The following is a 14,775-nucleotide window of genomic DNA, read 5'->3' as shown; positions in this document are numbered from 1 at the left end:
CCCCTCCTTCGTCTCGCTTCACTCCCGATTCGGAGCCGGGCCGGTCGCGGATGGGTCGCGTGGTGGAGGATTCGCCGCGCCGGGCTCACTTCGGGTCGCGGCCGGAGGCGAGGACGGTGCCGGTGAACGCCTCGACCGCGTCCATGACCGCGTCGAAGCGCAGCGAATGGCCCAGGTCGAAGGCGTGTTGGCCGCCGGGGAGGACGGCGAGGACCACCCGCTGGGCCGAGACGTCGCGCAGTTCCTGCGCGAAGTGGCGGGCGTCGGCGACGGGCACGACGGTGTCGCGTTCGCCGTGGACGATCAGGCACGGCGGCGCGGCGGGCCCGGCGAGGCCCAGCGGAGACGTCCGCGGCCCCTGCCCGTAGTAGGTCCCGTAGTAGCCGCCGAACCCGATCACGGCGCTCACCGCCGTGTCGACGTCCTCGAACCCGGGTTGCAGGGCCCGGTCCGCCGCGGTGAACGCGGCCGAGGCGGCCAGGTGCGCCCCGGCGGAGGACCCGGCCAGCACGATCCGTCGGGGGTCGGCGCCCCACTCGCGACCGTGCTTCCTGATCCAGGCGATCACGCGTTTGGCGTCCAACAGGTGGTCGGTGAACCCGGCGGCGGGCCGCAGCCGGTAGTCGGCGCTGACGCAGACCCAGCCGGCCTCGGCGAGGCGGTACAGCAGCGCCAGCGACTGCGTGTCCTTGCGGCCGGAGCGGTAGCCGCCGCCGAAGAAGTGGACGAGGACCGGCCCGCCGCGGGACCCAGGGCGCCGGTACAGGTCAAGCGAGTTGCGGTCCTCGGGGCCGTAGGGGAGGCCGCGGACGTGCTCGACGGTGCGGCGGCGGCGGAGCACGGGACCGAGCAGGAGACGTCCCCACGACCGGGACCGCGGGAGCGGCCCCATGACCTGTTCGAGGACCTGCCGCGCCGCGGCGGCGCGAAGCGCCAGCACCACCAGCCCGAGCGCGACTGCGGCGGCGGCCGCGGCGCCGTACACGGAGAGGGCGCCGAGCCCCCACGTGAGCGCCGTGGCGGCGCCAACCCATGCGAGCCACAGGAACGGCGCCTCGTTGACGACCACGCTCAGGTAGAACACGATCGTGCCCGCCGGGCCCGGCCGGGCCGAGGCCGTCAGGGCCGCCAGCATGGGGACGGCCGCGATGAAGAGCGCGGCCGCGTATCCGTACGGCATGGTCCTCCTCGGCTAGTCGGCGGCGAGTTTGGCGAGCCGTTCGGGGGTGGGCCACTTGACGTCGGTGACCCACCCCGCCCGCTCCATGAGCCAGATGACGCGGGCGGAGGTGTCGATCTGGCCGCGCCTGACGCCGTGGCGGGCACACGACTGGTCGGCGTGGTGGGAGTTGTGCCAGGACTCCCCGCCCGAGAGCAGGGCGAGCGGCCAGAAGTTCGCGGCCTTGTCGCGGCTCTTGAACGGCCGGTCGCCGATCATGTGGCAGACCGAGTTCGTCGACCAGGTGGCGTGGTGCAGCGCCGAGACGCGCACCAGGCCCGCCCAGAAGAACGCCGTCGCCGCGCCCGCCCACGACATCGTGATCAGCCCGCCGAGCAGCGCCGGGAGCGCGAACGTCGCCACCGTCCACACCCAGAACAGCCGGTCGATGCGCACCAGGTCGGGGTCCTTGAGCAGGTCGGGGGCGAAGCGCTCCGCGTTGGTGGTGTTGCGCGGCTGGAACATCCACCCCATGTGCGCGTGCCAGAACCCCTTCGCCAGGGCCCATGCGGAGGTCCCGTACAGCCACGGCGAGTGCGGGTCCCCCTCCCGGTCGGAGAACGCGTGGTGGCGGCGGTGGTCGGCGACCCACGAGATCACGGGGCCCTGCACCGCCATCGACCCCAGGATCGCCACGGCGATCTTGACCGGCCGGTTGGGCCGGTACGAGCCGTGCGTGAACAACCGGTGGTACCCGACGGTGATGCCGTGGCAGGTCAGGACGTAGAACCCGATCGCGAGCGCGGCATCCGACCACGACAGCAGCCCGGTCGCCCACGCCAGCGGCACCGCTGCGACCAGTGCCGCCATCGGGACCAGCAGGAACAGGTACACCAGGGACTGGCGTCCGACGTCGCGCGGCTCGCCGTGGAGGCGGCGGTGGCCCAGCCGCGTCTCCGCACGCCCCTCTTGCGTTGTCACCACGATGCCGACACCCCGTTCCCGAATCGATTCGACCGATCACCCTTGATTCGTCGCCGATCGCGGCGCGGATGGCACGGCGGCGGCAGAGATGCGTCAGACGTCGAGGGGCACGTCGGCGACCAGGGGGAGGGTCAGTGTCGGCGGGCCTCCATGCGAAGGAGCGCCGGTCGGAACGGGTTCCGGCCGGCGCTCTCGCGCTGCTGCTCGTGTCCGGGCCTGGCGCAGCAGACCGGGAACGAGGACGAGGGCGCGTTGTGTGTGGTGTGGGTGTGTTAGGCGGGCATGAGGACGGTGTCGATGATGTAGACGGTGGCGTTGGCGGTCTGGACGTTGCCGCAGACCACGGCGGCCTCGCCGTTCACGGTGAAGTCCTCACCGGCGCCCTCGACCGTCAGGCTCTCCCCCTGGAGCGTCGCGTGCTCCCCGGCCAGGTCCTCAGGCGCGAGCCGGCCGGCCACGACGTGGTAGGTCAGGATCGAGGTGAGGGTCTCGGTGTCGGCCAGCACGGCCTGGAGGTCGGCCTCGGGGATCTTCGCGAACGCCTCATCGGTGGGCGCGAACACGGTGATGTCCTCGGCGGTGTTGAGCGTGTCGCCCAACCCCGCCTCGGTCACCGCGGTCACCAGCGTCGACAACACCGGGTTGTTGCCCGCCGCGGTGGCGACCGGGTCGTCGGCCATACCGGTGAAGGAGCCCTCGCCGTCGGCCGGGACCGCCGAGCACGCCGCCCCGAACTCGCCGGCCGGGGTCATGGCCTCGGTGGTCTCCTCGGGCATGGACTCCTGGGTGGCGGAGGTGTCCTCAGTAGCGTCGTCGCTGCCGGTGTCGTCCGAGCACGCGGACAGCGCGATCGCGCATCCCGCGGCCAGGGCGAGCGCTCCGGCGCGGGTCAGGAGTCGATTGCTCATCGTGAATGCCTCTCTCATCGGGTACCGGGCCCAGACGCCTCCGGCGCCCTGCCATGCCCCAGATTCGGCACCAGGACCACCCCGGATGGGTCCCCAACCAAAAATCTCTCCAGCCCCGCCCCCACCGCTTCGACGGCCCGCCGCGATCCTCGCGCTTCCACCGGGAAACGTTGGGTGCCAGTGCTTGTGGGTGGGACACCAGCCTGTCCCTCGATCGCGGGGCGCCGGCGCGGGTTCGGGGCAGCGTGAGGGCGGGGCGCCCGTTTCGGATGCCCCGCCCGTTGTTCACTTCACTTCAGGTCAGGCCAGCAGGGCCCGACCGGTATGCGCAGTGTTGCCGCCCCAGGAGTGGGCCCAGGCGTCGCCGCCCTCGCCCGCGTCACCGGAGTGACCACCAGTGGTGTGGCTGGAGTTCCAAGCGTCACCGGTCGCACCGGTCCAGCCGGTGTCGCCGGAGTCGCCCGAAGTCACCTCGGTGCTGGACGCATCGTCGTGCTCCCAGCAGCCGCACCATTCGTGCCAGCCGTGGCGGTCCTGGTTCGACTCGCCGAACGCGAGCCCGAGCGCGGTGTTGCCGCCGGTGGATCCGGAGTCACCGGAATCACCGGTGTCGCCGGACGTGGCGGTGTTGTCGCTCGCGGCGTCCCCGGCGTCGCCGGAGTCGCCCCCGTTGCCGCCGTTCGCACCCGCGGTGCTGTCGCCGTCGGCCGTGGCGTCACCGGAGGCGGTGTCGCCCCAGCTGCCGCGGTTCCAGTCGGCGAAGTGCCACCAGCCGTCCGCGTTCACGGCTTCGCCTGAGTGGGCGGCGTTCCAGCTGCCCGCGTCGGCGTCGGCGTCCCCGCCGTCGCCCGCGTCGCCGGAGTGACCGCCCCAGGTGTGGCTGGTGTTCCAGGCGTCGCCGGTCGTACCGGTGGACCCGGTGTTCCCCGAGTTCCCCGAATCGGCGCTCGCGTGGCACTCGGCCAGGACGCACACGTTCAGCGCGCTGTTCCCGCCGGTCGCCCCGGAGTCGCCCGAGTCGCCCGAATCCCCGGAGGTCGCGGTGTTGCCGCTGACGGCGTCACCGGCGTCGCCGGAGTTCCCACCGTTTCCGGCAGTCCCCTCGGCATTGGAGTCCCCGGAGGCGTCGGCGTCACCAGTGGTGGTGTCGCCGGAGCCGTGACCGAACCAGCCGTCCTCGTTCCAGACGTCACCGCTGTCGGCGGTGTTCCCCGACTCGGCAGCGGCGTCGGCGTCGCCGCCGTCACCGGCCGTACCGGAGTTGCCGCCGGCGGTCTCGCTGGTGTTCGAGGCATCCCCGGTGTCACCGGTGGAACCGGTGTCGCCGGAGTCGCCCGAATCGGCGCTCGCGTGGCACTCGGCCAGCACGCACACGTTCAGCGCGCTGTTCCCGCCGGTGTCACCGGAATCGCCCGAGTCCCCGGAGTTCCCGGAGGTGGCGGTGTTGTCGCTGGAGGCGTCCCCGGCATCACCGGAGTCACCGCCGTTGCCACCTGTCGCATCGGCGTCGCTGTCACCGTCGGCCGTGGCGTCACCTGTGGTGGTGCCGTCGCGGTCGCCTCCGGTCACGGCCGAGGCCACGGAGTCGACGGCCCCGGCGATGCCGAGCAGGTCGCCCGGTCCCTCGTCGGCGCTCGCCATCGAGCCGCCCAGCAGGATGATCCCGCCGGACATCACTGCGGTCACCAGACCGCGTCGCACATATCTGTGCATGACGTTCCCTTCTTTTCCATTGCGTCTTCGAACTTGAATCTGCGGAAGAGAAAAGGCGTCTAGCCCGGATGGTCGCGGTCGCCGTACCCGAACCATTCGCTGAACGGCTCCTGGCCCGGAGGCCCGGGACCGGCCGCGGTGTCGCCAGTCGCGGCTGGCCATTCCACTGCTGTTGCATGGTCAGCGGAGGTGGACCCGTTCGCGTTGCTCGCACCGCCCACCGGAGCGAAGGTCCCGATCGCGAACCCACCGGTCGGCCAATGGCCTTGCGCTGGATCGGATCGGGTCTCGTTCCCAGTCGCGCTGCGCGCGTCGATCGCGGTGTCCAGAAGGACGGACTGCTCTTCGACGTGACGCTGCACTGCCGCGGCCGGTTCGGGCGGGGCCCCGGAGGGCCCGACGGGAACCGGTGCAGCCTCCTCTGGAAGCGGCGCGGACGGTTCGAGGCCAGTGGCCTCGACGACCGGGTCCACGACCGGGCTTGCGGCGCCCAGCACGGGCGCCGTGATCGGCTCGGCCAGCACTGAGACGGATTCGAGAACCGGCGCCACCGCGGTGGCGACCGGCTCAAGGACCGGCTCAGCCACCGGTTCGACCACTTCGGCCACCAGCGGCTCGGCCACGCCCTCGACCACCGGTTCGGCGGTCTCGGCGACCGGTGCCACCAGGTCGCCCACGGGCTCGGTCACCTCGGACAGCTCCTCGACGGGCGCAACGGCCGCACCGAGTGCGCCCGCGACACCGCCCAGAAGACCGTCCTCAGTGTCTTCGGAAGCGTTCGCCTCTGTGGCCGCGACAAGGCCGAGCAGCACGAACCCGAATGAGAAACCCGCGGTGGTCCCAATTCTGCGCAGCGAGACCAGAACCGGCGAGGGCGCTGGCGCTGCGTCTGCGTTCATCTTCATCGAATCACCTCCTTCAGAAGACGTCGCATGAGAGATTCGCCGCCAGGGCACCCCCAGATGGGCCAGAACACGAGAAATCTCAATAAATCGACATACATGCAGCTCAAGAGCCCGATCCGCACTGAGCCACGGCCTGATGGGGACTAGGACTGGGATCGAGTGGGTCCGTGTCGGCCAGGTGCCGTTCGATCGCATTGTGAACTTGCTGCCGCACCGCCGCTACGCCAGCACGCACACGAAAACACCGGGAACATCATTGATGTTCCCGGTGTCCGTCTGTCGGCCTAAGTCGCGCTTATTTGAACCTGAACCCCCAGCTAACGGCCCTTCTCAAACGCCTATCAGGCCCGTGGCCCACCCGCGAACCCGAAACCGGACCTTTGACCCCCGGCTCCCCGACGATCAACCTCCCATCGCCTACCCGCCAGCGCCTGAGCGAACGCTCGCCAAACGCCTCTCCCCCACCGACCAGGCCGAACTGGAACCGCCTCACCCCGAACAACGCGACGCCATCGCCACCAACTACGCCACCGGAGGCAACACCAAGACCGAACTCGCCCGCACCTACGGCGTCGGTCTCAGCACCATCAAGCGCATCCTCCGCGAAACCCGGCAATGAACTTGTATTCGCCGAAGCGGCTTCAGACACAACCAGCGAGCGCGACGAAGATCTGCTTGCGCGGTGCCTAATCGGTCTTCCCGCAGCACCTCGCGGGCCCCTCAGTGTTCGCTGCTGAAGAACCGTAGCAACAGCGGGCCGACGACCTGTGGGTCGACGACGTGATCCGGCCCCTCAAGGGTCTCCCGCTGAGCGTGGGGTAGGAGGTCTGCAAGCTCGTCGGCTGCGCGGTCGAAGAAGTCCGAGGGCAGGCCTGCCATGTAGGAGACCGTAATCGGTCCTCCGGTGGTGACCAGGACCGGTTGGGTGACCGTTGCCAGTCGATCGGCCGGCAACTGGTAGCGATTGAGGAAGAGGCTGTCGTGGACCAGCGTGGGCGCGAGGGCGACCGAATCCGCCCAATGCTCCGTCTGCTTGCCTGCCGCTTTCCTGGCCGCGATGTTGTCGTCGGAGGCGCCGGTCATGCGCATGAACAGTTCGAGAACCTCCTCGTCTCGCCCGGCGTCGAAGGCGCGTCGGGTGTCCGCGACGTACTCCTCGAATCGCGGGCGTATGTCGTCCCCGACCGCGTAGGGCACCTCCCACACGGCGATCGTGTCGATGGCTGACCCGGCCGCGGCGGCTTCCAGCGCCAGAGCGCCACCAGAGGACGCCCCGAACAGGTGTGCCGAGCCGCCCGCCTCCGCGATCAACGCATCCAGGTCCTCGATCTCCCTTTCCACGGCATAGGGCTCGGTGAAGCCGCTCGCGCCGCGTCCCCGACGGGCATAGTTGAACACCGTGAAGTGCTCGGCGAGAGCAGGTACCAAGGGAGCGTTCTCGGCTCCGTCGTCCTGTGCGCCGCCTACCAGGACGACAGCCGGGCCGCTTCCCTTCCGGTCGTAGGCGATGGCGGTGCCATCGTTTGATGTCACGCGAAAGACCATCTCGTTCATCTCACATCTCCGTTCGAGAGGCTTGTCTCAGCGCCTGAGCAGCGTGCCGACGACGGCCTCGGTGCGCGACCACCGCGCCCTTGCGATCACGGCCGCCACGACGAGAAGGGCGAGCGGCAACCAAGGGCTCTGCTTGAGCACGAACTGATCGGTGATGACAGCACCGGTCAGCAATGCCGCCAACCCGAGACTGGCCAGCCCCGATGTCGGCCGTCTAGTCAAGTTTGATTACTCGGTGAAAGTACACGAGGAGGAGCGTCTAGTCAAGATTGATTAGGGGACCGTTCGTCACAAACCCGGATCATCGGCCATGGTGTAGGCGCCCTCAGCCAGTCGTTTGCTCAGGCTCTTCGCCCACTCCAGTTCGGTGCGTGCATGTCCCGCCCACAGTTCGGCCTGATCCCGGACGTGTTCGGGAATGTCGGGGTTCGGGTGCTCCCGCCACTTGGCCTGCTCTACCAGCTCCGCTTCCAGGCGCGCGACCCGCTCGTTGACGTGCGCGATGGCATCTGCCCTGGTCAGCATGGGCAACATGGCGATCGACGCGTCGAGCATGGCGGGGTCGTGAGTGTGCCGCAGACCGTCGCGGACCAGTTCGACTATCTCGTCACGTCCCCGAGCTGTCACGCGGTACAGAACGCGCTCCGGCCCGGAGTTGCCCGGCTCGGCGTGTTCGGTGAGGAGGCCAGCAGCCGCCGCCTTCTTCAGCGCGTGATAAATCGAGCCGGGCTTGATCTTGGCCCAAATCTCCGCACGCCAGCTCTGCAGCTCGGACCGCACCTGGTAGCCATGCGCGCCGCCGGAGAGGTGCACGACACCGAGTACCAGGAGCTTCGTCGCCGACATGCGCCCGCCTCCGCTCAATCTGCTCGGACTCGCTCCGCTTGCGCGCCCGCCAGGGTGGTATCAACTCCCACCAACTCTAAAGCTTGTCCCGTATTAGGTTGTTGCTCCTGCCGTGGCTGGCGGTAGCTTCGGCTGATGGAGTTGGAGCAGCCGAGTGTGTGTGCCCTGCACGGCGCTGGGATCGCGCCGCAGCGTTTGATCGGTCGTCGCCTGGTGAAGGTCACCGCCTCATGGTTTTGGTATGAAGGCGTGCAGACCGCGGCACCCCTGGAGGTGTGGCTGACTGATGAGCGTCAGGAGTCGATACGGATCACCACCGGTTCGGACTGGTGCCTGATCATCGAGGCGTCCGAGCCCCATGAGGGTTACGACATGGGTGAATGGGGTCGTGTCGAGGTGCGTGAGGGTGGCGATGCGACGCCGCTTGCCGACCACATCGGGGAGCGCATCCTCGGCACACGTGAGGGTTTTGAACCGTTCACCGGGCGCATGGCGCTCGACTTGGCCTTCCCGACCGGTGGAGTGCGCTGTGACAGCTGGGCGGGCGACCTGCGCCTGCAGCATCGCCGACCGGCTGACCGGTGCGCGCCAGATGCGCTGCCACCGCCCGGCCGAGCCCTGCCGCGATCCGAGGCCGGGGCGCCCCGGCGCCATGCTCTGACATCCGACTCCTCGGCAAGGGGCTGCCGGGCACTCCACCCCGCCGCCCGAAGCCGTCGACCGTAGCGGATTCCAGCCGATTGCAACGAACACTTTGCACCTGCTGCGAGCACCCGTTCACTTGGGGTGCGCGGAGAACACCCTTCTCAACGCACGATCACCACAGAAAGGTCGGACATGCACACCAACCCGCTATTCCGGTCGCGAAGGACCCCGGCGCTGGCGGCGGCGTTCGCCGCCATGCTCATCGCCCTCGTCACCGTCCTCGGCGATCCGAGCGCCGCCTCCTCCCCTCGGATCGACAGCGTCCAGGCGAAGATCGACGCCGTCCTCGCGAACTCGACCGACGGCGTCCAGATCAACGAGAACGAGATCGCCTGGGACGGCGGCACCATGGTCCTGACGATCCCCGAGGAAGGCGAAGACACCGCGATCGGCCCGAACGAGATCGAGTACGGCAACGGTTACCGCAACTGCCCGCGAGGGTGGACGTGCCTGTATGAGGACAGGAACTTCGAGGGCGTCCGCGTGCGGTTCACCGAGTGCGGCTTCATCCACCAGCTCAGCAAGACCGAGCCCTACTTCCGCGACATGGCGTCCTCGTACCACGACAACCAGACCGGCGGTGTCCAGACTACCGTCTACAACTGGCACGACTGGACCGGATGGATTCCGATGTGGACTTCCGCTCCTGCTCCCACGTCGAGCACCTACGTCGGCGACGACAAGAACGACCGCGCCGACGGCGTCAAGGCCTGCTAAGGACCGCACCCCTGCCTTGCAACGCCTTTCCTTGGGGCGGCGCCGTGATCGGCGCCGCCCCGGCCCGCATCGCGCTGACTTGGGCCACTCGGTACCAGCGGCGACAGGCCCCAGGCGCCGACCGCCTCCTCGCCGTAGAACGCGGCCTCCTCGACCCGTTTCCGCAGCTCGGATTCGACACCGCGGGACTCATGGTTGAGATGCGCCTCCCAGCGGCCGTCCGGTCTCCGCTGTCGCACTTCCCGGCGAATATCGTGTCGCAGTCCGGAGTTGGGGTGGATCGCATGGGACGCAGAGCGCACGCGCGGCCGGTTGGCGTCGCGGGTGCTGGTCGGGGACGTCATGTGGCAGGCGAAGACCGGCGCGAACACGCCGGTGAAACCGCCCGGGGGCTGCTCGACCGTCTCGCGCATGCGTGCGAACTCGGCCTGGGTGAACGCCCCTGGCGTCGCGTCGCGGCGCCAGGGGCACTCGGTACAGGACCGGTGCCGGTAGGCGAACGCACTCGCCGGGGCGGGCGCGGCGTTCGGGGTTTCATTGTCGCGCATCGGTACTCCTCGAACGGCTGCCGTATCGTCCTCGTCGCGCCCGGCAGCGTACCGCGCACCGCCCGCACGTGGGGGGTTCAGGACCGCAGTTCCAGCCGCACCCACAAACCCATTCGCTGCACAAGTGGCTTGACCGGATTGGTTGATCGGGTAATTCCTGGCAGGTTGCCCGTTTCGTTGTTACCGCGAGCCGCGCATGGGGGCGATACCGGCGGAAAACCGGCAGGCGCGGCGCGAGGGCCCCCGTGAATCGCTCCCGCACCGTATCGTCTTCGTTGTCTCGCATCCCCGTCCAGTCCCTGTCCCGTCCCCATTGGTCGCTGCGGATCGCTTCGGCCCGGCGACCGAGGTCCGGCATCTCACTGCCGCCCACCGATCCCAGGAGTGCACCCTTGACTGCCCCTCAGTCCTCCCCTTCGACTGCTCCGTCGACCATCCCCTCGAACGGGCCGCGACCTGCGGCGGGCCGAAACCGGAAGCAACTCTTCACCTTCGTGTCCATCGGGCTGGCCCTGGCGGCAGTGGCCGCCGTGTACCTGGTCGTCAGGGGTACCGATGACGGCGCATCGAACGACGCAACGAACGATGCCGGGACGACCGGCGCGACGTGCATCGACGATGCGGCGCACGTCATCGACGAGAAGGCCGGTCTCTGCTTCACCCTCCCCGAGGGCTGGACGCGGCTCTCAGAGGAAGAGATGGCGGAACAGGAGTTCGAGGTTCCCACCTCGGTGGTCAGTTCACCAGGGGGCGAGGCCCGAATGCTCGTTTTCGCGTGGGACGCGGACGAGGACGTTCTCCCGGAAGACGAGGTCGCAGTTTCGATCAATGCCTTCGTTGATGCGGGGGGAACCGACGCTCCGGAGATCGAGCCGATGTCCGGCACCGTCGACGGGTACCCCTCCGCCACGGCTTCGGGTTCGCACGACATTCTCGGGTGGTTCTCCACGACGTCCATCAGGGTTGAGGATCGGATCATCACTACGCGCAGCATGATGCTCGGTCAGGAGCCAGAGCTGAAAGCGCAGATCGAGGCGATCCAGGAGTCGTTCAGCCTCACCTGACGATGGCGACGCTCACGTCCCCGGTACCAGGGATGCGAGCATCACCGCCCTCGCCTGGCTGGCGCTCATTCCACTCGCCGGGGTCGTCGCCGCCGAGACCGCGGCCATGCGGCAGGCCCGATCGAGTTGAGCTCGGGCACAGGGCCGGTGCTAGTGGCTTCTCCGCGAACCTTGGGTCGGTAATCGGGGTGGCGGATCTTGGAGTTGATCGCGAATCTGGTTTTGGGCCTGGCGTTCTGGTTGCGCCATCTGACGTAGTCGCCGATGGCTTTGCCCTGCTCGACATGGGATCGGTGCTCGGTGCCGTTGAGCGCACATTCGCGCAGCACGTCCAACTGCCCAGATTCACCCACCACACAGGCAGCTTCAGACACCGACAACACGAACGCAAGCGCCAGCCTCAGCTAGTGCAGTCAACAGCCAGCAGCGAGCGGACGGCGTCCCCGTGCATCGGGGCGTCGAGGCCGATGGCGGTGCGCTCTGTCGCGTCGAGAGTGCCGACCGTGTGCCGCTCGCGCAGGTGGATGGTCCCGGTGCCGATGGCAACTTCGGACTTGACCGCGGGTGCGGCGGCTCCGGCGCGGGCGATCTTGTCGATGACGCCGACAGGGCGCGGCGGGTGGATCGGCCGATGCCGGTGCGCAACGAATCGAGCGCACCGGCAGCAGCGGGCGCGTCATGTTGCACCGGCACGCGGCGGCCGGAGCTGCGGTCACACCGCGCGCGGGGCCGGGTCCTGGGGGTCGGCGCTGGCGGTTCGCGGCGGCGGGGGGACCTTCCGGGCGTGGTAGAACCGCTCGATGTACTCGCAGAACAAGCTGTGCGTGCGGTAGCGGAGCCAGAACCCGTGGCACACCGCGGCCTGCACCCCGGCCGGGCGCTGGACGCCGCTGTCGTGGCACACCACGTACCCGTCCTCGGCCGCGACCTGGCCACCCACACGTCGCGGTCGGTGTCGGGCAGGCGGAACGGCCGCGGGGCAGTCGGCGACGATCCCGGCCTGCACCGCGGCCTCGACCGGGTCGACGCTCAAGCCCCGCCTCGTTGGCCCAGACCCGCTCGTGCATTTACCGGCACCCCGCGTCTGCGGGACCTGCTCGCGGGCGAACTCACCCCGCGCCGGGCGCTGGACGAGGGAGTTCTGACGCTCGATGGCGACCGGGCCCTGCTGGAGGACTTCGCTGCCGCATTCTCGGTGCCCTACCGCGTGCCCGCCGATTCGTGAGGAGCGCTGCGGCCGCGATCGATACCTCAGCCGTTGCGGATCTTCGGGTAGCGGCGGGGCTGGTAGCCCCGGGCCTTCAGCGAGGCGACGCTGTGCCGCGCGTGCCGCATGTCGTAGCTGGGGTTCGCCAGGTCGTACATCCAGACGTATCCGGTCCCGCCCCGCTTGTGGTACAGCATGCAGTGGCTTTCGTCGATGCTGTTGACGATGTCGCCCGGTCGCAGGTGGCCCCATTTGATCTTGGGGGCGATCTGCGCCAGGAGCGGGATGCTGGGTCCGGGCGCGTGGGAGTGCCAGGCCATTGCCACGAACCCGGCGCAGTTGCGCCAGTACAAGTGGGTCCCGTCCATGTCGGAGGCTTTGCCGCTGATCTCGTACTGGATGTCGCGGTCGTACCAGTTGCGGGCCCGGGCCATCACGCTTGAACGCGAAATGGGGTCCAGGTAGCCCGCGTGGGCCGGGCTCGCGACGGCGAGGGTGGGAACCGCGGCAGCCGGGATAATCACCGCGGCTTGCAGCAGTCGCCGCCGGGAGAGGTTCGCTTTGACATTGCTGTCCGTCATGTGGACGACCTTCGGTGAGAAACGAGCGGGGTGGATCCGGCTGGCCTTGCGAGGTCTGTCCGGCGCCTGGGGAACTGTCGGACCGTTGCGGCCCAGCATTGCGAGTGGAAAATCTGGCACTGAAGCCCGGACGCCCGCTGGACCGGCCTGAGGCCGATGCCCGAATAGGATTGACGGAGACGATCCGCGACCTCCGGAACGAGCACCGGCCACCGGCACCGCAAGTGCACCATGCGTCCTCGTACGCCAGCTTCGGGGCATTTCGCTGCGACAAGGCGGGCGGCTGTCAGAGGCGTCCCTCGTAGTACACGTGCCAGATGGTGCCCATGGCGTTGCCTTGCAGGCACCAGGCATCGGTGATGCCGTTGAACGAGCCGAGCCAGTCGGCCACCTCCCCGCACCGAGTGGAAGTGCTGAAGGACGCGTAGTAGATGCCCCGGGACGCCGTGTAGTCGCCGGAGTCGATCGATGTCGCCTCCACCTGGGCGGGCGCCGGTGCCGCCGCGGCGGCACCGGCGAGGGCGAATCCGGTCATGGACGCCGCCAGCGCGAAGCCTGCGAGCACCGCCGAGGCCCGTCGCGCGTTCGCCTTGAGGACACCGTTCATGGACATCGCGTTCCTTCCGCTGCAAGGGTCTGCGCCAACTGGTGACGCGAGCGGAAGCCGTACCCAGTGCTCGGCCACCTGGTGGGGATCGGCGGGGCCGGGCCGCTCTGCGATCAGTCTGGTGGCGGGAGTCGACCGTGACCAGGCGGTACTGCGGCGGGTCGGCGGCAGGAGTCTTCGCACCATCCCGGCAGCGGTCGTCGCGGGGACGTGTGCCACGACCTGCCCGAAGGAGGGACTGTTGCTAATCTGAACGCCCACCCGACGAGCGAACAGGTTCACCTGCCCCCCAATGCCTTCCGCAACCAGCACTGATCTTGCCGCTTTGGTCGTGTCCGTCGTGAGCGTTCTCGTGGCCGTGGTGGGCATTTCGGCGTCCGCGCGGCCGCCGAAGCGACACCTGCGGTTGGTCGCTTGTCGATCGAGACGACTCCTGCCCTTCACTGAGCCTGACATCGAGGTCGTTGTTGCGGGCGAGACTCTCAACGACCCCTACATCACCGAGGTGCGATATCGAAGCACCGGCCGCTTTGACTTCACCGAAGCGAACGGAGACATCAGCCTGCGCTTCACTGCTCCGGTCCGGGTCCATCAGACCGCGGGCACGCTGTTCATGACCCACAACCAGGAGCAGAATGTGCTGGGCCTCTCGCTCGATCCGTTTCGCTGCCCGAGGAAGAGGCTGTTCGTTCTGACTGTCCTGACAGAGGGAATCACGGAGATCGCACTTCAGGACGATCCCCTCAAGGACGCGACCGCTCGACTTCACCATGTCCACCCGAAGCGATGTGGGATTCGCACGTAGCCAAACTCTCAGGCATTCCTTTGCCTGCGGCCTTCATCAGTCATGCCGTGGTGTGTCTCAGGCTCGCGCCGCTGCGATCGCCGTCGGTCGTCTCCGGTGTGGATCCGCCACTGCGGGAACGCCTCGACGAGGTAGTGCGGGCCGCCCTCGTCGGCATCGAAGTCGTCATCCACCACCTCATCATCGGTAACTGCACCGCCCCGCCGTGCCAAGGAGCGACCAAGCTCCGCGCTCACTTGAGGTTCCGCCTCCCATTGGAGTTGAACATCAAGTCGCGATCGCGGAGCTGTCTGGAATCGCGGTCAAGGACCGGTCCGGCGGTGTAGGCCGCGACGGCCTGCCCGTCCCGGTCACGACCTCCAGAATTCCTGGGACGGCGGTTCCCTTCGCCGCCACCAGGACCGGGACGTCGTCCCGGTACGAACGGGCGGCAGAGCGTCGCCGCGCTGTTGTGCGGGTGGGCTCTATCGTG

Annotated in this window: 18 protein-coding genes; 5 read left to right on the top strand and 13 right to left on the bottom strand. The window is 68.7% G+C overall.

The window, feature by feature from the left end:
- Positions 1–85: 85 nt before the first annotated feature.
- The 5 genes from AB0A65_RS11160 to AB0A65_RS11140 all read right to left on the bottom strand — a co-directional run bounded on the left by AB0A65_RS11160 (position 86) and on the right by AB0A65_RS11140 (position 5,669).
- Complete coding sequence (locus tag AB0A65_RS11160) at positions 86–1,180, bottom strand: alpha/beta hydrolase (protein WP_359949890.1); 1,095 nt, start codon at positions 1,178–1,180, stop codon at positions 86–88.
- Positions 1,181–1,192: 12 nt separating this feature from the next.
- Complete coding sequence (locus tag AB0A65_RS11155) at positions 1,193–2,107, bottom strand: acyl-CoA desaturase (RefSeq protein ID WP_359950075.1); 915 nt, start codon at positions 2,105–2,107, stop codon at positions 1,193–1,195.
- Between the two features lie 308 nt (positions 2,108–2,415).
- Positions 2,416–3,051 carry a fasciclin domain-containing protein gene (locus tag AB0A65_RS11150; protein ID WP_359949887.1) on the bottom strand — a complete coding sequence of 212 codons (636 nt, stop codon included), beginning with the start codon at positions 3,049–3,051 and terminating at the stop codon, positions 2,416–2,418.
- Positions 3,052–3,351: 300 nt separating this feature from the next.
- Positions 3,352–4,737, bottom strand: a complete 1,386-nt coding sequence (locus tag AB0A65_RS11145; RefSeq protein ID WP_359949884.1) for a hypothetical protein — start codon at positions 4,735–4,737, stop codon at positions 3,352–3,354.
- A gap of 86 nt (positions 4,738–4,823) precedes the next feature.
- Positions 4,824–5,669, bottom strand: a complete 846-nt coding sequence (locus AB0A65_RS11140) for a hypothetical protein (protein WP_359949881.1) — start codon at positions 5,667–5,669, stop codon at positions 4,824–4,826.
- Positions 5,670–5,865: 196 nt separating this feature from the next.
- On the opposite strand from AB0A65_RS11140, the gene AB0A65_RS11135 reads away from it, so the two are divergent.
- Positions 5,866–6,288, top strand: coding sequence for a hypothetical protein (locus AB0A65_RS11135; protein WP_359949878.1), 423 nt, complete (start codon positions 5,866–5,868; stop codon positions 6,286–6,288).
- 101 nt (positions 6,289–6,389) lie between these two features.
- On the opposite strand, the gene AB0A65_RS11130 is transcribed toward AB0A65_RS11135, so the two are convergent.
- From AB0A65_RS11130 to AB0A65_RS11120, 3 genes are all read right to left on the bottom strand, one after another.
- The gene (locus AB0A65_RS11130; protein WP_359949875.1) at positions 6,390–7,223 is read right to left on the bottom strand and encodes an alpha/beta fold hydrolase; all 834 of its coding nucleotides are present in this window, start codon (positions 7,221–7,223) and stop codon (positions 6,390–6,392) included.
- A 27-nt stretch (positions 7,224–7,250) separates the two neighbouring features.
- Entirely contained in the window at positions 7,251–7,406 is a 156-nt protein-coding gene (locus AB0A65_RS11125) for a hypothetical protein (protein WP_359949872.1), read from the bottom strand.
- A gap of 105 nt (positions 7,407–7,511) precedes the next feature.
- A complete protein-coding gene (locus tag AB0A65_RS11120; RefSeq protein ID WP_359949869.1) occupies positions 7,512–8,069 on the bottom strand; it encodes a helix-turn-helix transcriptional regulator in 558 nt (185 codons plus the stop codon).
- A gap of 135 nt (positions 8,070–8,204) precedes the next feature.
- Here AB0A65_RS11120 and AB0A65_RS11115 point away from each other — a divergent pair, with 135 nt between their 5' ends.
- Positions 8,205–8,795, top strand: a complete 591-nt coding sequence (locus tag AB0A65_RS11115) for a hypothetical protein (RefSeq protein WP_359949866.1) — start codon at positions 8,205–8,207, stop codon at positions 8,793–8,795.
- Between the two features lie 111 nt (positions 8,796–8,906).
- Positions 8,907–9,491 carry a peptidase inhibitor family I36 protein gene (locus AB0A65_RS11110; protein WP_359949863.1) on the top strand — a complete coding sequence of 195 codons (585 nt, stop codon included), beginning with the start codon at positions 8,907–8,909 and terminating at the stop codon, positions 9,489–9,491.
- Here the strand turns inward: AB0A65_RS11110 and AB0A65_RS11105 are convergent.
- Positions 9,488–10,039 carry a DUF6283 family protein gene (locus AB0A65_RS11105; RefSeq protein ID WP_359949860.1) on the bottom strand — a complete coding sequence of 184 codons (552 nt, stop codon included), beginning with the start codon at positions 10,037–10,039 and terminating at the stop codon, positions 9,488–9,490. The two genes, AB0A65_RS11110 and AB0A65_RS11105, sit on opposite strands and share 4 nt — an antisense overlap.
- Positions 10,040–10,533: 494 nt before the next feature.
- Here AB0A65_RS11105 and AB0A65_RS11100 point away from each other — a divergent pair, with 494 nt between their 5' ends.
- Positions 10,534–11,103 (top strand): hypothetical protein, encoded by a 570-nt coding sequence (locus AB0A65_RS11100; protein ID WP_359949857.1) that lies wholly within the window; start codon positions 10,534–10,536, stop codon positions 11,101–11,103.
- Between the two features lie 712 nt (positions 11,104–11,815).
- Here the strand turns inward: AB0A65_RS11100 and AB0A65_RS11095 are convergent.
- The 3 genes from AB0A65_RS11095 to AB0A65_RS11085 form a co-directional block, all read right to left on the bottom strand.
- Entirely contained in the window at positions 11,816–12,136 is a 321-nt protein-coding gene (locus AB0A65_RS11095; protein WP_359949854.1) for a hypothetical protein, read from the bottom strand.
- A 218-nt stretch (positions 12,137–12,354) separates the two neighbouring features.
- On the bottom strand, positions 12,355–12,891 hold the full coding sequence (locus AB0A65_RS11090) for a hypothetical protein (RefSeq protein ID WP_359949851.1): 537 nt from the start codon (positions 12,889–12,891) through the stop codon (positions 12,355–12,357).
- Positions 12,892–13,177: 286 nt separating this feature from the next.
- On the bottom strand, positions 13,178–13,504 hold the full coding sequence (locus AB0A65_RS11085) for a hypothetical protein (protein ID WP_359949848.1): 327 nt from the start codon (positions 13,502–13,504) through the stop codon (positions 13,178–13,180).
- Positions 13,505–13,790: 286 nt separating this feature from the next.
- Here AB0A65_RS11085 and AB0A65_RS11080 point away from each other — a divergent pair, with 286 nt between their 5' ends.
- On the top strand, positions 13,791–14,303 hold the full coding sequence (locus AB0A65_RS11080; protein ID WP_359949845.1) for a hypothetical protein: 513 nt from the start codon (positions 13,791–13,793) through the stop codon (positions 14,301–14,303).
- An 8-nt stretch (positions 14,304–14,311) separates the two neighbouring features.
- Here the strand turns inward: AB0A65_RS11080 and AB0A65_RS11075 are convergent, their stop codons facing one another.
- Entirely contained in the window at positions 14,312–14,476 is a 165-nt protein-coding gene (locus AB0A65_RS11075; RefSeq protein WP_359949842.1) for a hypothetical protein, read from the bottom strand.
- Positions 14,477–14,775: the final 299 nt, after the last annotated feature.

This window comes from Glycomyces sp. NPDC047010, from assembly GCF_040644205.1.
Classification (GTDB): domain Bacteria; phylum Actinomycetota; class Actinomycetes; order Mycobacteriales; family Micromonosporaceae; genus Glycomyces.
This window is presented reverse-complemented; position numbering and strand designations above follow the sequence as displayed.

Coding starts and splice junctions, on each gene's coding strand:
- AB0A65_RS11160 (WP_359949890.1), bottom strand. CDS start 1,180: ATGCCGTACGGATACGCGGCCGCGCTCTTCATCGCGGCCGTCCCCATG.
- AB0A65_RS11150 (WP_359949887.1), bottom strand. CDS start 3,051: ATGAGCAATCGACTCCTGACCCGCGCCGGAGCGCTCGCCCTGGCCGCG.
- AB0A65_RS11140 (WP_359949881.1), bottom strand. CDS start 5,669: ATGAAGATGAACGCAGACGCAGCGCCAGCGCCCTCGCCGGTTCTGGTC.
- AB0A65_RS11130 (WP_359949875.1), bottom strand. CDS start 7,223: ATGAACGAGATGGTCTTTCGCGTGACATCAAACGATGGCACCGCCATC.
- AB0A65_RS11120 (WP_359949869.1), bottom strand. CDS start 8,069: ATGTCGGCGACGAAGCTCCTGGTACTCGGTGTCGTGCACCTCTCCGGC.
- AB0A65_RS11115 (WP_359949866.1), top strand. CDS start 8,205: ATGGAGTTGGAGCAGCCGAGTGTGTGTGCCCTGCACGGCGCTGGGATC.
- AB0A65_RS11110 (WP_359949863.1), top strand. CDS start 8,907: ATGCACACCAACCCGCTATTCCGGTCGCGAAGGACCCCGGCGCTGGCG.
- AB0A65_RS11105 (WP_359949860.1), bottom strand. CDS start 10,039: ATGCGCGACAATGAAACCCCGAACGCCGCGCCCGCCCCGGCGAGTGCG.
- AB0A65_RS11090 (WP_359949851.1), bottom strand. CDS start 12,891: ATGACGGACAGCAATGTCAAAGCGAACCTCTCCCGGCGGCGACTGCTG.
- AB0A65_RS11085 (WP_359949848.1), bottom strand. CDS start 13,504: ATGTCCATGAACGGTGTCCTCAAGGCGAACGCGCGACGGGCCTCGGCG.
- AB0A65_RS11080 (WP_359949845.1), top strand. CDS start 13,791: ATGCCTTCCGCAACCAGCACTGATCTTGCCGCTTTGGTCGTGTCCGTC.